This is a genomic window from Polynucleobacter sp. 78F-HAINBA, from assembly GCF_018882325.1.
GTDB lineage: Bacteria > Pseudomonadota > Gammaproteobacteria > Burkholderiales > Burkholderiaceae > Polynucleobacter.
Window position 1 is genome coordinate 204,202 of the sequence record NZ_JACVOQ010000002.1, and the last position, 15,628, is coordinate 219,829.

Genomic DNA, 15,628 nt, shown 5'->3' on the forward strand with positions numbered 1-15,628 from the left:
ATCTTTAAATTACTCTGGCTTTACAGATTTACGAATCTGCTCAAGCACATCCTTGGCTGATGCCGGAATCGGAGTACCAGGGCCATAAATACCCTTCACACCCGCCTCATACAAGAAGTCGTAATCCTGTCTTGGGATCACACCGCCAACGAAAACAATAATGTCGTCAGCGCCCTGCTTTTTCAACTCAGCAATAATGGCCGGCACCAAAGTCTTATGTCCCGCAGCCAAAGTAGAGATTCCTAGAGCGTGAACGTCATTTTCGATTGCTTGGCGAGCACACTCTTCAGGAGTCTGAAACAGCGGTCCAATATCCACGTCAAAGCCCAAGTCAGCAAAAGCAGTTGCAACTACTTTTGCGCCACGATCATGACCATCCTGGCCAAGCTTCGCAATCATCACGCGTGGGCGACGACCAAAGTCTTTTGCGAAATCAGCAATCTCTACCTTCAATTTTTCCCAGCCTTCTGCTGAGTCGTAAGCAGCTGCATACACACCAGTCACCTTTTGAGTATCGGCGCGATGGCGCCCGTAAACTTTTTCTAATGCATCAGAAACTTCACCAACCGTGGCGCGCAAACGAATTGCTTGTACAGCCAACTCCAACAAGTTGCCAGTGTTTTCTTCTGCGGCTTTTGTTAATGCTTCTAATGCAGCTTCAACTTTTTTGGAGTCGCGCTTCGCCTTGATATCTTTTAATCGTGCAACTTGGCTTTCACGAACCTTATCGTTGTCAATCATCAAGACATCAACTAAGTCTTCTTTACCGAGCTTGTATTTATTAACGCCGACGATGACATCAGAACCAGAGTCGATCTTGGCTTGTTTCTCAGCAGCTGCAGCTTCAATCTTCAGCTTAGCCCAACCACTTTCCACGGCTTTAGTCATGCCACCCATGGCATCTACTTCTTGAATAATTTCCCAGGCTTTATCAGCCATCTCTTGGGTGAGGTTCTCCATCATGTAAGAGCCAGCCCATGGATCAATCACGCTAGTGATGTGCGTTTCTTCTTGAAGAATTAACTGAGTATTACGGGCAATACGGCTAGAGAATTCAGATGGCAAAGCAATCGCTTCATCAAATGAATTCGTGTGCAAGGATTGGGTGCCGCCAAATACTGCTGCCATGGCTTCAACCGTTGTACGAACAACGTTGTTATACGGATCTTGCTCAGTTAAAGACCAGCCCGATGTTTGGCAATGCGTACGCAACATCAGTGATTTTGGATTCTTTGGCTCAAATGACTTCATGATGCGCCACCACAAGAGGCGCGCAGCACGCAACTTGGCAACCTCTAAATAGAAGTTCATACCAATAGCGAAGAAGAATGAAAGGCGGCCAGCAAAGCCATCGACATCCAGGCCTTTGGCTAATGCAGTTTTTACATACTCTTTACCGTCAGCCAATGTGAATGCCAATTCGAGAACTTGGTTCGCACCAGCCTCTTGCATGTGGTAACCCGAAATCGAGATCGAGTTAAATTTCGGCATGTGTTTGGCGGTGTATTCAATGATGTCACCGATGATGCGCATCGAAGGCTCTGGTGGGTAGATGTAAGTGTTGCGCACCATGAACTCTTTCAGAATGTCATTCTGAATCGTGCCTGATAGCAGCTCTTGCTTAACACCTTGTTCTTCACCGGCAACAATATAACCAGCCAACACAGGTAATACGGCGCCGTTCATCGTCATTGAAACGGATACTTCGTCTAATGGAATGCCATCAAACAAAATCTTCATGTCTTCTACAGAATCAATTGCTACACCAGCTTTACCAACGTCGCCAGTCACGCGTGGATGATCAGAGTCATAGCCGCGATGGGTAGCCAAGTCAAAAGCAACGGAAACACCTTGGCCACCTGCATCTAGCGCCTTGCGATAAAACGCATTAGATTCTTCTGCAGTTGAGAAACCAGCGTATTGACGAATAGTCCAAGGACGTACTGAGTACATGGTTGCCTGAGGTCCGCGGACAAATGGCTCAAATCCTGGCAATGAATGTGTGTATTGAAGTCCTTCAGTATCTTCGGCCGTATACAAAGCCTTGAGATGAATTCCATCAGGCGTTTGCCAACCTAATTTATCGACATCACCATTTGGCGCCGACTTTTGTGCTGACTTTTTCCAAGCATCTAAATTGCTATCGGGCACATTAGGCCATGTATTGGATGAATTCGATGCTGACTTTTTTTCACTTGTACTCATAAAGCACTCCCGGTTGGCTTTATTACATTGTTGCTAAATTTATAGGGCTATTTTGCTTGACATTTTTAAATTTGTCTAGATACTGTATACATAATTATGAATACAAAACTAATTAACAGACCCTTATATGAAGATGTAGCTGAGCGACTACGCGAGCAGATCTTTTCCCATGAACTGGCGCCCGGGAGCTGGCTTGACGAGCAAAGCTTAGCGATAGCCTTTGGCATCTCGCGTACACCAATGCGTGAAGCAATCAAGGTCTTAGCCTCTGAGGGCCTGGTGACTACAAAGATGAATAAAGGTGCCTATGTCACCGAAGTTGATCGCCGGGATCTAGAACAAATCTTTACCGTCCTCTCTTTACTAGAGGGTCAGGCAGCAAAAGAGACAGCCATAAAGGCTTCTGAAGCACAGCTCACACAACTTGATAACCTGCATCACCGTCTAGAAAAAGCTGCAGCAGATCGTGATACAGAGCAATTTTTCGAAATTAACGTCAAATTTCATGATCTGATCCAAGAAATCGCTGGCAATAAGTGGATGAATGGCGTGATTGAGGACCTTCGTAAGGTGCTAAAGCTTCAAAGACGAGATTCCTTGACCAGAAGCGGACGTTTATTAAGTTCACTCGTGGAGCATCGTGAGATTCTTCAGGCAATACTCAAAAGAGATCCCCTAGCAGCAGAGCTGGCCATGCGAAAACACCTCACCAGAGGGCTTGAGGCAACAAAATAAAGGCATAGGAAAACCCGAAAGCCCATAAAGAACAAAGGCTTAGGTGATTAACCTAAGCCTTTTTGCTTATGCGGCAAGAATTGCTGGATTACTTCTTAACTACGAAATTTCCTGGCAATGAAGCGATATAAGCGGCAATGTCATGCATGTCGGCATCAGAGAATGCCTGGACTTGGGAACCCATAATGGCGTTATTGCGACCGTATTGAGCATTTCCATTCCCTACTTTGTACGCCTTTAATGCGTAGTAGAGGTAATCAGAATACTGGCCAGCTAACTTTGGGTAAGCAGGCAGGATTGGAGCATTTAGCCCGGCACCATGGCAAGAGGCGCAATTAGCCTTCTCTACAAGTGCTTGACCTTTTTCAGCGCTAGCTGCTTGAGCTAGACCGATGCTGGATAACAAAATGGCGGTAATTAGTGCGAATTTCATAAACGTGCCTCTAAATATCACTTCAATGGGTTATTTGGTGAGCTGGCAGTTTGCGCAGCATAGTATTCGCCAAGATCAGCCATGTCTTGATCAGACAAGCTGGCAGCAATTGAACGCATCGTTGGATGCTTTCTTTCGCCCTTCTTGTAAGCAGACAAAGAGCTAGCTATGTAAGCAGCATTTTGGCCGCCTAGCATTGGGACCTTGTAAACCAAAGGATAGTCAGCGCGGTAGTCAGGAATGGAGTGGCAACCAATACAAAGCCAAACCTTGCCTTGTCCAGCCTGAGCAGAGCCTTTGACGTCTTGAGCTTGAGCGTTAAGTCCGGCAAAAGCCAAACCAGCGCAGAGGGTCAATTGGGAAAGAATGAGGTGTTTTTTCATAGAAATCATCATTAACGAGTTTGATTTAGATCAATTTGCTCAGAGTATAGCGGAGACAGGAGCAGATCCACCATTTCAGAGCTTGAAATCAGTGAAAACACTGAAAATATCAGCCCTTTTACCTATACTTGAACGCTATTTAAAGACAAATTGATTGCCCTAGAGATGACTAAGACCAAATCCCGCTTCGATGGCTCCCAAAGCTATGTAGCTACCGATGACCTGAAATTGGCAGTAAATGCCGCAATTCAACTGCAGCGCCCTCTTTTAATTAAAGGCGAACCAGGTACAGGCAAGACGATGCTGGCCGAGGAAGTTGCCGCAGCATTGAATATGCCCCTCATGCAATGGCACATCAAGTCGACCACCAAGGCGCAGCAAGGACTTTATGAATACGATGCCGTTAGCAGACTGAGAGACTCCCAGCTTGGCGATGAAAAAGTAAATGACATACGCAACTACATTGTTAAAGGCGTCCTTTGGCAAGCATTTGAAGCGGATGAGCCAGTTGTACTGTTAATTGATGAGATTGATAAAGCAGATATCGAATTTCCAAACGATCTATTACGAGAAATTGATCGTATGGAGTTCTATGTATATGAAACCAGGGAGCTCATTAAAGCAAAGCACCGCCCTCTTGTCATCATTACCTCAAACAATGAAAAAGAATTGCCGGATGCATTTTTGCGTCGCTGCTTTTTTCATTACATCTCGTTTCCAGATGCTGGAACCATGCAAAGCATTGTGGATGTCCACCATCCCAACATCAAACAAGAGTTGCTGGATGCAGCTCTTAAATCGTTCTATCAAATCAGATCACTGCCGGGCTTAAAAAAGAAACCCTCTACTTCTGAATTAATCGATTGGTTAAAGCTATTGCTAGCAGAAGATATTCCAGCTGAGGCCCTTTATAGCAGTGAAGACAAGATTGCGATTCCACCGTTACATGGTGCACTTCTGAAAAACGAACAGGACATTCACTTGTTTGAACGTCTCGTCATGATGAACCGCAATCACCGCTGATCTCACGCTCTTCCATACTGCAATAGCTGAATCATGTTGATTCAATTTTTTCTCCAGCTCAAAGAGGCCAAGGTGCCAGTTTCTGTTCGAGAATTTTTAACTTTATTGGAAGCTTTAAAGGAAGGCATCATTGAACCTTCGATTGATGAGTTTTACCAGTTAGCGCGCATGACTTTGGTAAAGGATGAGCAGCACTTTGATCGCTTTGATCAAGTCTTTGGCTCTTACTTTAATGGCGTAGAGCAAATCATGGCCTTAGCCCCATACATTCCACTTGACTGGCTTGAGAAAAAATTACAGCGCGTATTAACTGAAGAAGAAAAAGCGGCGCTCAAAAAATTAGGCGGTCCTGAGGAGTTGCAGAAACGCCTTCAAGAACTCATGAAGGAACAAAAGGAATGGCACGGTGGTGGCAACAAGTGGATTGGCGCTGGAGGTTCATCCCCATTTGGTCATAGCGGCTATCACCCAGAGGGTATTCGCATTGGTGGTGAAAGTGCTGGTAATCGTACGGCCATTAAAGTTTGGGAAGCGCGCGAGTTTAAAGATTACGACAGCGATCTCAGTCTAGGCACACGCAATATCAAAATGGCATTACGTCGCTTACGACGGTTTGCTAGAGAAGGCTCCAGTCTTGAATTGGATCTCGATAAGACCATTCATTCAACTGCAGCAAATGCAGGGATGCTTGATATCCAAATGCGACCTGAGCGTCACAATCAAGTCAAAGTCTTATTGTTAATGGATGTCGGTGGATCAATGGATGACCACATTCAGCGGATTTCTGAATTGTTTACCGCCGTCAAAACTGAATTCAAGCACTTGGAGTATTACTACTTTCATAACTGCGTATATGAACACCTCTGGCAAAGCAATCGTCGCAGACGAGACCAAGTGACGGCTACTCAAGACATTATTAATAAGTATGGGCCCGACTACAAACTGATTTTCATTGGGGACGCCACTATGTCTCCTTATGAAATTCTGAGCCCTAACGGATCAGTGGAATACAACAATCGAGAAACTGGTGCAGCCTGGATCAATCGCCTGATTGATCACTTCCCCCACTTTGCTTGGCTCAATCCGGAGCCAGAATCAGTCTGGCAGTACCGTCAATCCATTGACATCATGAAGGGCTTAATGAAAGACCGCATGTACCCCGTGACTTTGAATGGTCTTGAAAATGCCATGCGTCAACTATCAAAGTAATCCAGTAAGATTTACATTAACCACCTGTATCTATTTATTCTTTTTAAATTCTTAATAAAAACCTATGACAAACCACATTAGCGATCGTCTCAAAACTCTTGGTATTAATCTACCCCCGCCTGGTCCCCCTGCTGCCGCTTATGTCATGGCAGCCACTTCCGGCAACACTGTTTTTCTGTCTGGCCACATTGCCAAGAAAGATGGTAAGCCTTGGGTAGGTAAGCTTGGTCAGGATATGGATACAGAGACCGGAAAAGCTGCAGCTAAGTCAATTGCGATTGATTTAATTTCCACCTTACAAAATCACTTGGGTTCTCTAGACAAAGTGAAGCGTATTGTGAAAGTGATGGGGCTAGTCAACTCCACCTCCGAGTTTACTGAGCAACACTTGGTTGTGAATGGCTGCTCAGAACTGCTCTTTGAAGTATTTGGCGATGCCGGTAAGCATGCACGCAGTGCATTTGGTGTGGCGCAAATCCCTTTGGGTGCTTGCGTTGAAATCGAGCTGATTGCTGAGATTTAAAAAACTAAGTTAGGCTTAATTTGTGTTGTTGGATGTCTTCCGGCGTGTCAACATCCATCGCAAATGCCTGATTGCTGGTGGGCATAGTCCTTACTTTGTCAGGATGAGCATCCATATATTCCCGACAAACCATCCCAGGAGTTGCAAGGACGTCTAATAACGCTTTTCGTGAAAAGAGCACAGGATTACCGCGCCTACCTTCCACTATTGGGAGAATGATTTCCTCGCCGATCTCCCGGTTGAGAAATGAATTAAGCAGTTCTTGCACTTCTCTTGCCCCTATCTCAGGTTGATCTGAGAGAGCAACCAACAAGACATCAAACCCTCCTTTAAGGGATTCGAGGCCCAGGCGAACAGAGGAGGCTTGACCTCTTTCTGGAGCGGGATTCCGAATGACTTCGATTGAATGTGTGAGGGAGCTATTGATCATCTCGATCTCTGACTCAATCGCTCCGGCATGAAAGCCAGTCACTACGATGTATTCAGTTGGGGCAAATTCTTGAATTGCACTTGAAAATAGTCTTAATAGGGTCTGACCGTCCTTACGGAGCAAGGCTTTGGGATGTGTCCCCAAGCGACTACCCTCTCCCGCCGCTAGCAAGAGCACAGCAAGGCGTAAATGTGAGGCTTGTGTGGATAGGCTAGAACTTGTCATTAAGGTGATAATAATTACATTGCCAGAAAAAAATAATAAATACAAAAAAATTAAATATAAGAAATTAGAGACAAGAAATGAACAGCACTGATTTAAGCGTATTAAAAGCCGCTGTTGACTGGCTCAAGGCAGGTCATCCTGTTGCCATCGCCACAGTGGTTCAAACCTGGGGTTCTGCCCCAAGACCTATCGGCTCTTGGCTGGCTATTCGAGGTGATGGGCAAGTTGCTGGGTCGGTATCCGGTGGGTGTGTTGAGGACGATTTAATTCGCCGAGTTCAAACTGAAATCTTAACTAGAGACTTGCCAGAGATGGTCGTCTACGGGGTTAGTCAACAAGAGGCCGCGCGCTTTGGTTTGCCTTGTGGCGGAACGTTGCGCTTACTTGTCGAACCAAAACCAGAATTAGCAATTCTGGAAGCCATTCTGAATTCCATCTCCAACCACCAAATTGCCTCCCGCACAGTGGATCTGGTGACCGGTAAATCCAAACTAGAAGCTGGCAACCGTAATGAGGCATTTATTTGCGATGAGCGATTAATGAAAACCACTTATGGTCCTCGTTGGCGCATGGTCATTATTGGCGCGGGGCAACTATCGCTGTATACAGCCGACTTTGCACTCGCATCTGACTTTGAAGTCATCGTCATTGACCCTCGTGAAGAGTATGCAGAAGGCATCAATCGCGAGCATATTCAATTTATCAAGGGCATGCCAGATGATGTATTGCTAGAAATTGGCGTTGACTCCCATACAGCTGTAGTTGCCTTAACGCATGATCCCAAGCTCGATGACATGGCGCTGATGGAGGCATTAAAGTCCCCCGCTTTTTATGTTGGCGCATTGGGCAGCAGAATCAATACCCAGAAACGTAAAGCCCGCTTATTAGAGTTTGATGTGACACAAGAACAGGTAGAGCGTCTTCACGGACCTGTTGGTCTCTTTATCGGCGCTTTGACGCCACCTGAAATTGCTGTATCAATATTGGCTGAAGTGATTGCCGTGAAGTACGGCGTACCAATTCCCAAAAAGTTATAAGGGGAAATAAAAAACCCGGTCAACCAAGGACCGGGTTGTTGAACTTCTACCAAGCTAGGCTTGCTGCTTAGTTTGCCTTGAGCTTTCCATCCTTCAGTCTTGGCTCTACGAAATGACCCTTACGCGCGCGATTACCCGCAAACGATTTCAAGGTTTTCGCATCAAGGCTTAATTCTGTAGGCTTACCTGCTCGTCCGGCACCAGAATACGTAGCGCCATCAGGACCAACGGCAATTGCAGACGCCAACTTCTCTTTATCATCTAAGCCCATCAGAATGACGCCCTTACCGCCGGTAGGTAAGCGCTTGAGTTCATCCAGCGGGAATACCAATAACTTAGAGCTTTCTGATAAGCAGGCTACTTGCTTCATGCCAGCGGTCACTTTAGCCGCTCCAAGAGGCGCATCACCACCTGGGAACTTGCTATCGATACCAACGAAAGATTTACCAGCTTTGTTACGGGTAGTCATATCCGCAACGTTTGCAAGGAAGCCGTTACCCGATCTAGTAGAAATGAGTACTAAATCATCTGGTTGGCCGGCATAGTAAGCCACCATTTGTGAACCAGCAGCTAAGTTCACAAAGCTAGTCAAAGGCGAACCATCCCCACGGGCACCAGGCAACTCACTAACCGGTACGGTATAGACGCGGCCATCACTGCCAAAACCTTGCATCACATCAACGGTCCGACACTCAAATGTGCCATAAAGAGCGTCGCCTGCCTTAAAGCCAAACTGGGTTGCATCGTGCTCATGACCTTGGCGTACACGCACCCAGCCTTTTTGAGATACGATGACCGTTACTGGCTCATCCAATACTTTAGTTTCAGCAACAGCACGCTTATCTTCCTGAATTAAGGTACGGCGATCATCACCAAAATCCTTCATATCGGATTCAATTTCTTTGATGATGCGTTTACGGAGAACGGTATCGCTCTGTAATAAACCTTCAAGATCATCACGCTCAGACTTGAGTTCTTTCAACTCTTGTTCAATCTTGATACCCTCAAGGCGAGCCAACTGACGCAAACGGATATCCAAGATATCTTCTGCTTGGCGATCGCTAAGCTTGAATTCTTTAATCAGGTCAGCTTTAGGCTCATCGCTATTGCGAATGATCTTAATCACCTTATCAATGTTTAGAAGAACGATTAAGCGTCCTTCCAAAATATGCATACGGTCGTTTACCTTGCCTAAGCGGTGCTGAGTACGACGTGTAACAGTGCCAACCCGGAAGGAGATCCACTCGGAAATAATCTCTTTGAGACCTTTTTGACGTGGACGACCATCCGTACCAATCATCACCAAATTCATTGGCGCATTGGACTCTAGTGAGGTGTGGGCGAGCAATAAGTTCGCAAACTCATTGACATCAATATTTTTGCTCTTAGGCTCAAATACCAAGCGCACAGCCGCATCTTTGCTCGACTCATCACGGACACCGTCAAGCACATTCAAAATAGTCGATTTGAGATTGTTCTGCTCGGGGGTTAAGGTCTTCTTACCAACCTTGACCTTCGGATTGGTGATCTCTTCAATCTCTTGCAGTACGCGTTGTGATGAAGTGGATGGTGGCAACTCATTGACCACAATTTGCCACTGTCCGCGAGCCAATTCCTCGACAGACCAACGGGCACGCACTTTAAGACTGCCGCGACCTGCTTCGTAAATCTGCGCAATCTCTGCTGGAGAAGAAATAATTTGACCGCCACCTGGATAGTCAGGGCCAGGCATGATCTCTAACAACTCTGAAGTGCTCATTTTTGGAGACTTCATCAAAGCAATCGCTGCGCTAGCTACTTCACGTAAGTTATGTGAAGGAATCTCCGTCGCCATACCCACCGCAATACCAGATGCGCCATTCAGAAGAACAAATGGCAAGCGTGCTGGCAACAACTTAGGCTCTTGGAAAGATCCGTCGTAGTTCGGCGCAAAATCTACCGTACCTTCATCAATTTCACTCAGCAAAAGACCAGCAATTTTGGTTAAACGCGCCTCGGTGTAACGCATGGCCGCTGCACCATCACCATCACGTGAGCCGAAGTTACCTTGACCATCAATCAATGGGTAACGTAATGAAAAGCTTTGGGCAAGACGTACTAATGCGTCATAAGCAGATTGGTCGCCGTGCGGATGAAACTTACCCAGTACATCACCCACAACGCGAGCGCTCTTCACCGGCTTAGCATCAGCGCGCAAACCCATCTCACTCATCGAGAACAGAATACGGCGTTGAACCGGCTTTTGACCATCCGATACATCCGGCAAAGCTCGGCCTTTAACTACGCTAATTGCGTAATCAAGATAAGCACGCTCTGCATAGACTGCCAGCGTTAGGCTGTCTTTGTCATCCTCATTGAGTTCAACAATTTTGGGATCATGCGGATCTTTAGGGCCACCTGCTTGGACAGCAATGGGCTCATCCACTTCAACAATATTCATTTCAATGGGTTCACCAGCAAACAAATCTGCTTGATCGTCTGAACCACTACCGCCCGGAGTTTTTTTAATCGCCATTAGATATCCGCCTCTACTTCGTTACCGCGCTCTTCTAACCAATCACGACGCGCCCCGGATTCGGATTTACCCATCAACATATCCATTGTTTTAATCGTTTCATCTTCTGTCCAAGTACCCAAGGTCACCGGCAAGAGGCGACGCGTATCTGGATTCAAAGTGGTGTCCCACAATTGCTCAGCACTCATCTCGCCCAAGCCCTTAAATCGAGAAATTTGCCATGCAGTTTCCTTAACGCCATCTTTGCGCAATTTATCTTCAATTGCTTGGAGTTCATTTGCATCCAGTGCGTAGATTTTTTGCGCTGGCTTTTTGCCACGTGCTGGCGCATCCACTCTAAACAATGGCGGTCTTGAAATATGAATGTGCCCTAATTCAATTAACTTAGGGAAATGCTTGTAGAACAAGGTTAGTAGCAATACTTGAATGTGTGCGCCATCAACGTCCGCATCAGACAAGATACATACTTTGCCGTAACGCAAGTTTGATAAATCAGGCGTGTCATTAGCACCATGCGGATCAACACCAATCGCAACTGCAATGTCATGAACTTCGTTATTCGCAAACAAGCGATCGCGCTCTGCTTCCCAGGTATTAAGAACCTTACCGCGCAAAGGCAGAATCGCTTGATATTCTTTATTACGACCCATCTTGGCTGAGCCGCCCGCTGAATCACCCTCCACGAGGAAGATTTCATTCAGGCCAATATCTTCGCTCTCGCAATCGGTCAGCTTTCCAGGTAGCACCGCTACACCGGAAGATTTTTTCTTTTCGACTTTTTGGCCTGCACGGGTTCGTGCTTGAGCTTGCTTGATTACCAAGTCAGCTAATTTACGGCCGTAATCCACATGCTCGTTAAGCCAAAGCTCAAGAGCAGATTTAGCGTAACCAGAGACCAAGCGCACTGCGTCTCTGGAATTCAAGCGCTCTTTAATTTGACCTTGGAACTGTGGATCCAAAACCTTGGCAGACAAAATGAAGGAGGCGCGTGCAAACACGTCCTCGGGCATAAGCTTCACACCTTTAGGCTGTAGAGCATGCATCTCGATAAAACCTTTAACGGCATTAAAGAGACCTTCTCGTAATCCGCTCTCATGCGTTCCGCCTGCTGGAGTCGGAATCAAATTCACATAACTCTCACGCACCGGTGCGCCGTCTTCAGTCCAAGTAACAACCCATGCCGCGCCCTCGCCTTCAGCAAAGGAGTCGTCATCACCATTGCCTGTAGCGTATTGCTCACCTTCAAATGGAGGAATTACTTCTGCACCATGGCCCGCTTGAGCCATCGCTTCATTTAAATAGCCGCGCAATCCTTGGGCATATTGCCAAGTTTGACTCTCACCAGACTTCTCTTGAATCAGGGTGACTTTGACGCCTGGCAATAGCACTGCCTTAGAGCGCAATAGACGAATGAGTTCTGGCATTGGGATCGCAGCACTATCAAAGTACTTGCCATCAGGCCATGCACGGACGCGCGTCCCGTGCGATTTATCTTCTTTACCAGCAGCGCTAGTTTTAAGCTTTTCGATAACCTTGCCATCAGCAAAAGTCAAAGTAGACACCTGGCCTTCACGCCATACAGTCACTTCTAGTCTCTTGGATAAGGCATTGGTTACCGAAACACCAACTCCGTGCAAACCACCGGAGAACGCATAAGCACCACCAGTACCTTTTTCGAACTTACCGCCAGCATGGAGCTGAGTAAAGACGATTTCTACAACGGGTAACTTCTCAGTCGGATGCATTCCAACCGGAATTCCACGACCGTCATCCTCAATGCTGACACTGCTATCGGTATGCAATGTCACGATGATTTGCTTACCAAACCCACCTAGAGCTTCGTCGGAAGCGTTATCAAGCACCTCTTGAATGATGTGCAAAGGGTTGTCGGTGCGGGTGTACATTCCCGGCCGCTGACGGACGGGTTCGAGTCCCTTTAGGACCTGAATCGATGATTCGCTGTATTCGGATGTTTTACGGGTAGCCATGCGGGCAAATTGTAGTCATGTGCAAAGCAAAACCCGAATTTTCCTGAATTACCCCTCTATTCATGCCAAAATTAGCGGATGGGAGCCTTAAGTCATATTCGCGTTTTAGACCTCAGCCGTGTGCTTGCCGGCCCGTGGTGCGCACAAAACCTCGCCGATCTCGGTGCAGACGTCATTAAAGTGGAGCGCCCAGGCGTTGGGGACGATACCCGCCATTGGGGCCCTCCCTTTGTGAAGGATGCTGAAGGCCATGACACCGCAGAAACAGCCTATTTCATCTGTATTAATCGCAATAAACGCTCTATTACGGTCGATATCAGTAAGCCTGAGGGTCAAGAAATCATTCGCCAGCTCGCTAAAGAGTCTGATGTAGTCATCGAAAACTATAAGGTTGGCGATCTAGCCAAGTACGCCCTGGATTATGAAAGCCTCAAAAAGGTCAAATCTGACCTAATTTACTGCTCTATTACCGGTTTTGGTCAAAATGGCCCCTATGCGCATCGCCCGGGTTACGACTTCATCATCCAGGGCATGGGTGGTTTTATGAGCGTGACCGGTGAGGCGGATGATTTTCCAGGAGCCAGCCCACAAAAAGCAGGCGTGGCAATAGCGGACATCTTTACCGGCATGTATGCCAGCACGGCCATCTTAGCGGCTGTAGTCCATCGCGATCAGACCGGCCAAGGCCAATACATCGATATGGCTCTCCTAGATACCCAAATTGCGGTCATGGCCAATGTTTCCAGCGCCTACTTGTGTTCCGATAAAGTCCCTCGTCGCTGGGGCAATGCCTCACCCATCATCGTCCCTTATCAAACCTTCCCAACCTCAGATGGCTGGATGATTGTGGCCGTCGGTAATGATGGCCAATTCAAGCACTTTGTTACTGCGGGTGGCGAGGCCCATTTGGCCGAGAACCCTCTCTATGTTAACAATCCTCTGCGAGTTGAGAATCGTAAGTCATTGATTTCATTACTAGAAGTGATGACTCGTCGTAAAACCAAGGCTGAATGGATCAGCCTTTTAGAGGCAGCAAACGTACCCTGTGGCCCCATCAATAACTTCGAGGAAGTGTTTGATAACGAGCAAGTTAAGGCTCGAGGGGTCCAAATTGACGTTCCGCACCCTACTGCCGGCAATATGAAACTCGTTGGCAGCCCAATGCGACTGTCTGAAACCCCAGTTGAGGTGCGCATGGCTCCCCCGACCCTGGGTCAGCATACGAATGAGATTTTGAAGGAGCGCCTAAGCCTAGACCCACAAGCTATCGCCGCTCTTCAAGAAAAAGGCATTATTTAACCCAATGTCATCGAGCCATACAAGCCAAAAGTTATCGCTTAAACAAGTGTTGATTTTTGGCGGGCTGATGGTGACCTTCTCCATGGGCATACGCCATGGTTTTGGCCTCTTCAACTTACCCATCACTTCAGCCAATGGCTGGGGTCGTGAAACTTTCGCTCTTACCATTGCCTTACAGAATTTAATTTGGGGTGCAGTTCAACCGATCACCGGAGCATTAGCTGATCGTTATGGCGCTCTCAAAATTATGGTGGCTGGTGGTGCGCTCTATGCGCTTGGTTTAGCCGGCATGGCAATCTCCACCGATGCTTTGAACTTTTCATTAGCTGGTGGATTGCTGATTGGTCTTGCACAAACTGCAACAACCTATAGCGTGGTCTACGGCATCTTAGGTCGTAATGTTGCTGCAGAAAAACGGGTGTGGGCAATGGGTATTGCAGCAGCCGCTGGATCGTTTGGGCAGTTCCTCATGATTCCGGTTGAGCAAGGACTACTTAGTAGCTTTGGTGCTAACGATGCGCTACTCATGCTGGCACTGATGGCCAGCCTGATGATTCCGATTGCGTTTATGTTGCGTGAACCTAATTTAAACAATTCGCAGCAAGCGAGTGATCAAACAATTAAACAAGCGCTAAAAGAAGCTGTTGGCAATCCTAGTTTTCGATTGCTCACTTTGGGTTATTTTGTGTGTGGATTTCAGGTGGTGTTTATCGCAGTGCATTTGGCACCCTACCTCAAAGATCTATCTAAGATCTATCCCGATGTTGGTGCACCAGCAGTAGCAACAACTGCACTGGCATTGATTGGCTTATTCAATATTTTTGGCACCTATAGCGCCGGAATACTAGGCCAACGCTTTCCTAAGCGCTACCTACTATCTGGCATCTATATCCTCAGATCTTTTGCCATTATGGCTTTTGTTTGGCTGCCACTCAGCCCAACCTCTACCTACATCTTTGCTGCCATCATGGGCTTCCTATGGCTATCCACCATCCCATTAACCAATGCGATCGTGGCGCAGATCTTTGGCGTTAAATACCTCACCATGCTTTCTGGCTTGGTATTTTTCTCGCATCAATTGGGCAGCTTCTGTGGCGCTTATTTTGGTGGCTACTTATTTGATCGCACTGGCTCCTATTTGATTGTCTGGAATATTGCGATTGCATTGGGCGTGTTTGCGTTCTTGGTCAACTTGCCTGTAAAAGAGCGTGCGATTCATCGTGCTGCGCTTGCTTAAGACGATATGCAAGCAAAACACCGTTTCACGCAATGGCTCCTATATCCACTTGCAATCATTATTTTGGGAATGATTTTTTTAGCCTACTTTGCACCTGACATGATGGTTGCCATCACCAATTCAGTATGGGCGATGTGTGGCTGGTAATCAGTGGATAATGTTTCACGCCCCAACATCTTTTTAAAAAAAAGTTTTTTATTTTTTAATTCTCGCCGTAGCACAATGGATAGTGCACATGCCTCCTAAGCGTGGGATACAGGTTCGATTCCTGTCGGCGGGACCACTCCCAAATAAAAACTTATCCACAGGGATTGTGGATAAATACCTAAAAGTTTTCGTAAGTCGCAGATTTGTATAGAGTGACCTAGCTTGCTTAAATTATGAGC

General features: G+C 46.7%; 14 protein-coding genes and 1 tRNA gene. 9 read left to right on the top strand and 6 right to left on the bottom strand.

Features of this window, described 5'->3' with window-relative positions:
* Positions 1 to 9 precede the first annotated feature (9 nt).
* Positions 10 to 2,205 carry a methylmalonyl-CoA mutase gene (gene scpA / locus ICN11_RS03120; RefSeq protein WP_216863133.1) on the bottom strand — a complete coding sequence of 732 codons (2,196 nt, stop codon included), beginning with the start codon at positions 2,203 to 2,205 and terminating at the stop codon, positions 10 to 12.
* A gap of 96 nt (positions 2,206 to 2,301) precedes the next feature.
* Here scpA and ICN11_RS03125 point away from each other — a divergent pair, with 96 nt between their 5' ends.
* On the top strand, positions 2,302 to 2,940 hold the full coding sequence (locus ICN11_RS03125) for a GntR family transcriptional regulator (RefSeq protein WP_216229102.1): 639 nt from the start codon (positions 2,302 to 2,304) through the stop codon (positions 2,938 to 2,940).
* Positions 2,941 to 3,028: 88 nt separating this feature from the next.
* On the opposite strand, the gene ICN11_RS03130 is transcribed toward ICN11_RS03125, so the two are convergent.
* Positions 3,029 to 3,373: a cytochrome c gene (locus ICN11_RS03130; RefSeq protein WP_216229103.1), complete on the bottom strand. Its 345-nt coding sequence runs from the start codon at positions 3,371 to 3,373 to the stop codon at positions 3,029 to 3,031.
* Positions 3,374 to 3,390: 17 nt separating this feature from the next.
* Positions 3,391 to 3,765 (bottom strand): cytochrome c, encoded by a 375-nt coding sequence (locus ICN11_RS03135; protein WP_370623592.1) that lies wholly within the window; start codon positions 3,763 to 3,765, stop codon positions 3,391 to 3,393.
* A gap of 156 nt (positions 3,766 to 3,921) precedes the next feature.
* On the opposite strand from ICN11_RS03135, the gene ICN11_RS03140 reads away from it, so the two are divergent.
* The 3 genes from ICN11_RS03140 (at position 3,922) to ICN11_RS03150 (ending at position 6,511) form a co-directional block, all read left to right on the top strand.
* Positions 3,922 to 4,779: a MoxR family ATPase gene (locus tag ICN11_RS03140; protein ID WP_216229104.1), complete on the top strand. Its 858-nt coding sequence runs from the start codon at positions 3,922 to 3,924 to the stop codon at positions 4,777 to 4,779.
* Positions 4,780 to 4,812: 33 nt separating this feature from the next.
* Entirely contained in the window at positions 4,813 to 5,988 is a 1,176-nt protein-coding gene (locus ICN11_RS03145; RefSeq protein ID WP_216229105.1) for a VWA domain-containing protein, read from the top strand.
* Between the two features lie 64 nt (positions 5,989 to 6,052).
* The gene (locus tag ICN11_RS03150) at positions 6,053 to 6,511 is read left to right on the top strand and encodes a RidA family protein (protein ID WP_216229106.1); all 459 of its coding nucleotides are present in this window, start codon (positions 6,053 to 6,055) and stop codon (positions 6,509 to 6,511) included.
* A gap of 4 nt (positions 6,512 to 6,515) precedes the next feature.
* Here ICN11_RS03150 and ICN11_RS03155 read toward each other — a convergent pair whose 3' ends face one another.
* On the bottom strand, positions 6,516 to 7,166 hold the full coding sequence (locus ICN11_RS03155) for an NTP transferase domain-containing protein (protein ID WP_216229107.1): 651 nt from the start codon (positions 7,164 to 7,166) through the stop codon (positions 6,516 to 6,518).
* A gap of 77 nt (positions 7,167 to 7,243) precedes the next feature.
* Here ICN11_RS03155 and ICN11_RS03160 point away from each other — a divergent pair, with 77 nt between their 5' ends.
* Positions 7,244 to 8,203 (top strand): XdhC family protein, encoded by a 960-nt coding sequence (locus ICN11_RS03160; RefSeq protein WP_216229108.1) that lies wholly within the window; start codon positions 7,244 to 7,246, stop codon positions 8,201 to 8,203.
* Positions 8,204 to 8,270: 67 nt separating this feature from the next.
* Here ICN11_RS03160 and parC read toward each other — a convergent pair whose 3' ends face one another.
* Positions 8,271 to 10,643, bottom strand: coding sequence for a DNA topoisomerase IV subunit A (gene parC, locus ICN11_RS03165; protein WP_216863140.1), 2,373 nt, complete (start codon positions 10,641 to 10,643; stop codon positions 8,271 to 8,273).
* 74 nt (positions 10,644 to 10,717) lie between these two features.
* Positions 10,718 to 12,706 carry a DNA topoisomerase IV subunit B gene (locus ICN11_RS03170; protein ID WP_216229109.1) on the bottom strand — a complete coding sequence of 663 codons (1,989 nt, stop codon included), beginning with the start codon at positions 12,704 to 12,706 and terminating at the stop codon, positions 10,718 to 10,720.
* Between the two features lie 78 nt (positions 12,707 to 12,784).
* On the opposite strand from ICN11_RS03170, the gene ICN11_RS03175 reads away from it, so the two are divergent.
* The 4 genes from ICN11_RS03175 to ICN11_RS03190 all read left to right on the top strand — a co-directional run bounded on the left by ICN11_RS03175 (position 12,785) and on the right by ICN11_RS03190 (position 15,525).
* A complete protein-coding gene (locus tag ICN11_RS03175) occupies positions 12,785 to 14,005 on the top strand; it encodes a CaiB/BaiF CoA-transferase family protein (protein ID WP_216229110.1) in 1,221 nt (406 codons plus the stop codon).
* 4 nt (positions 14,006 to 14,009) lie between these two features.
* A complete protein-coding gene (locus ICN11_RS03180) occupies positions 14,010 to 15,242 on the top strand; it encodes an MFS transporter (protein ID WP_216229111.1) in 1,233 nt (410 codons plus the stop codon).
* A 6-nt stretch (positions 15,243 to 15,248) separates the two neighbouring features.
* Positions 15,249 to 15,389, top strand: coding sequence for a hypothetical protein (locus tag ICN11_RS03185; protein ID WP_216229112.1), 141 nt, complete (start codon positions 15,249 to 15,251; stop codon positions 15,387 to 15,389).
* Between the two features lie 61 nt (positions 15,390 to 15,450).
* Positions 15,451 to 15,525 (top strand) — tRNA-Arg (locus ICN11_RS03190).
* The last annotated feature ends 103 nt before the right edge of the window (positions 15,526 to 15,628 follow it).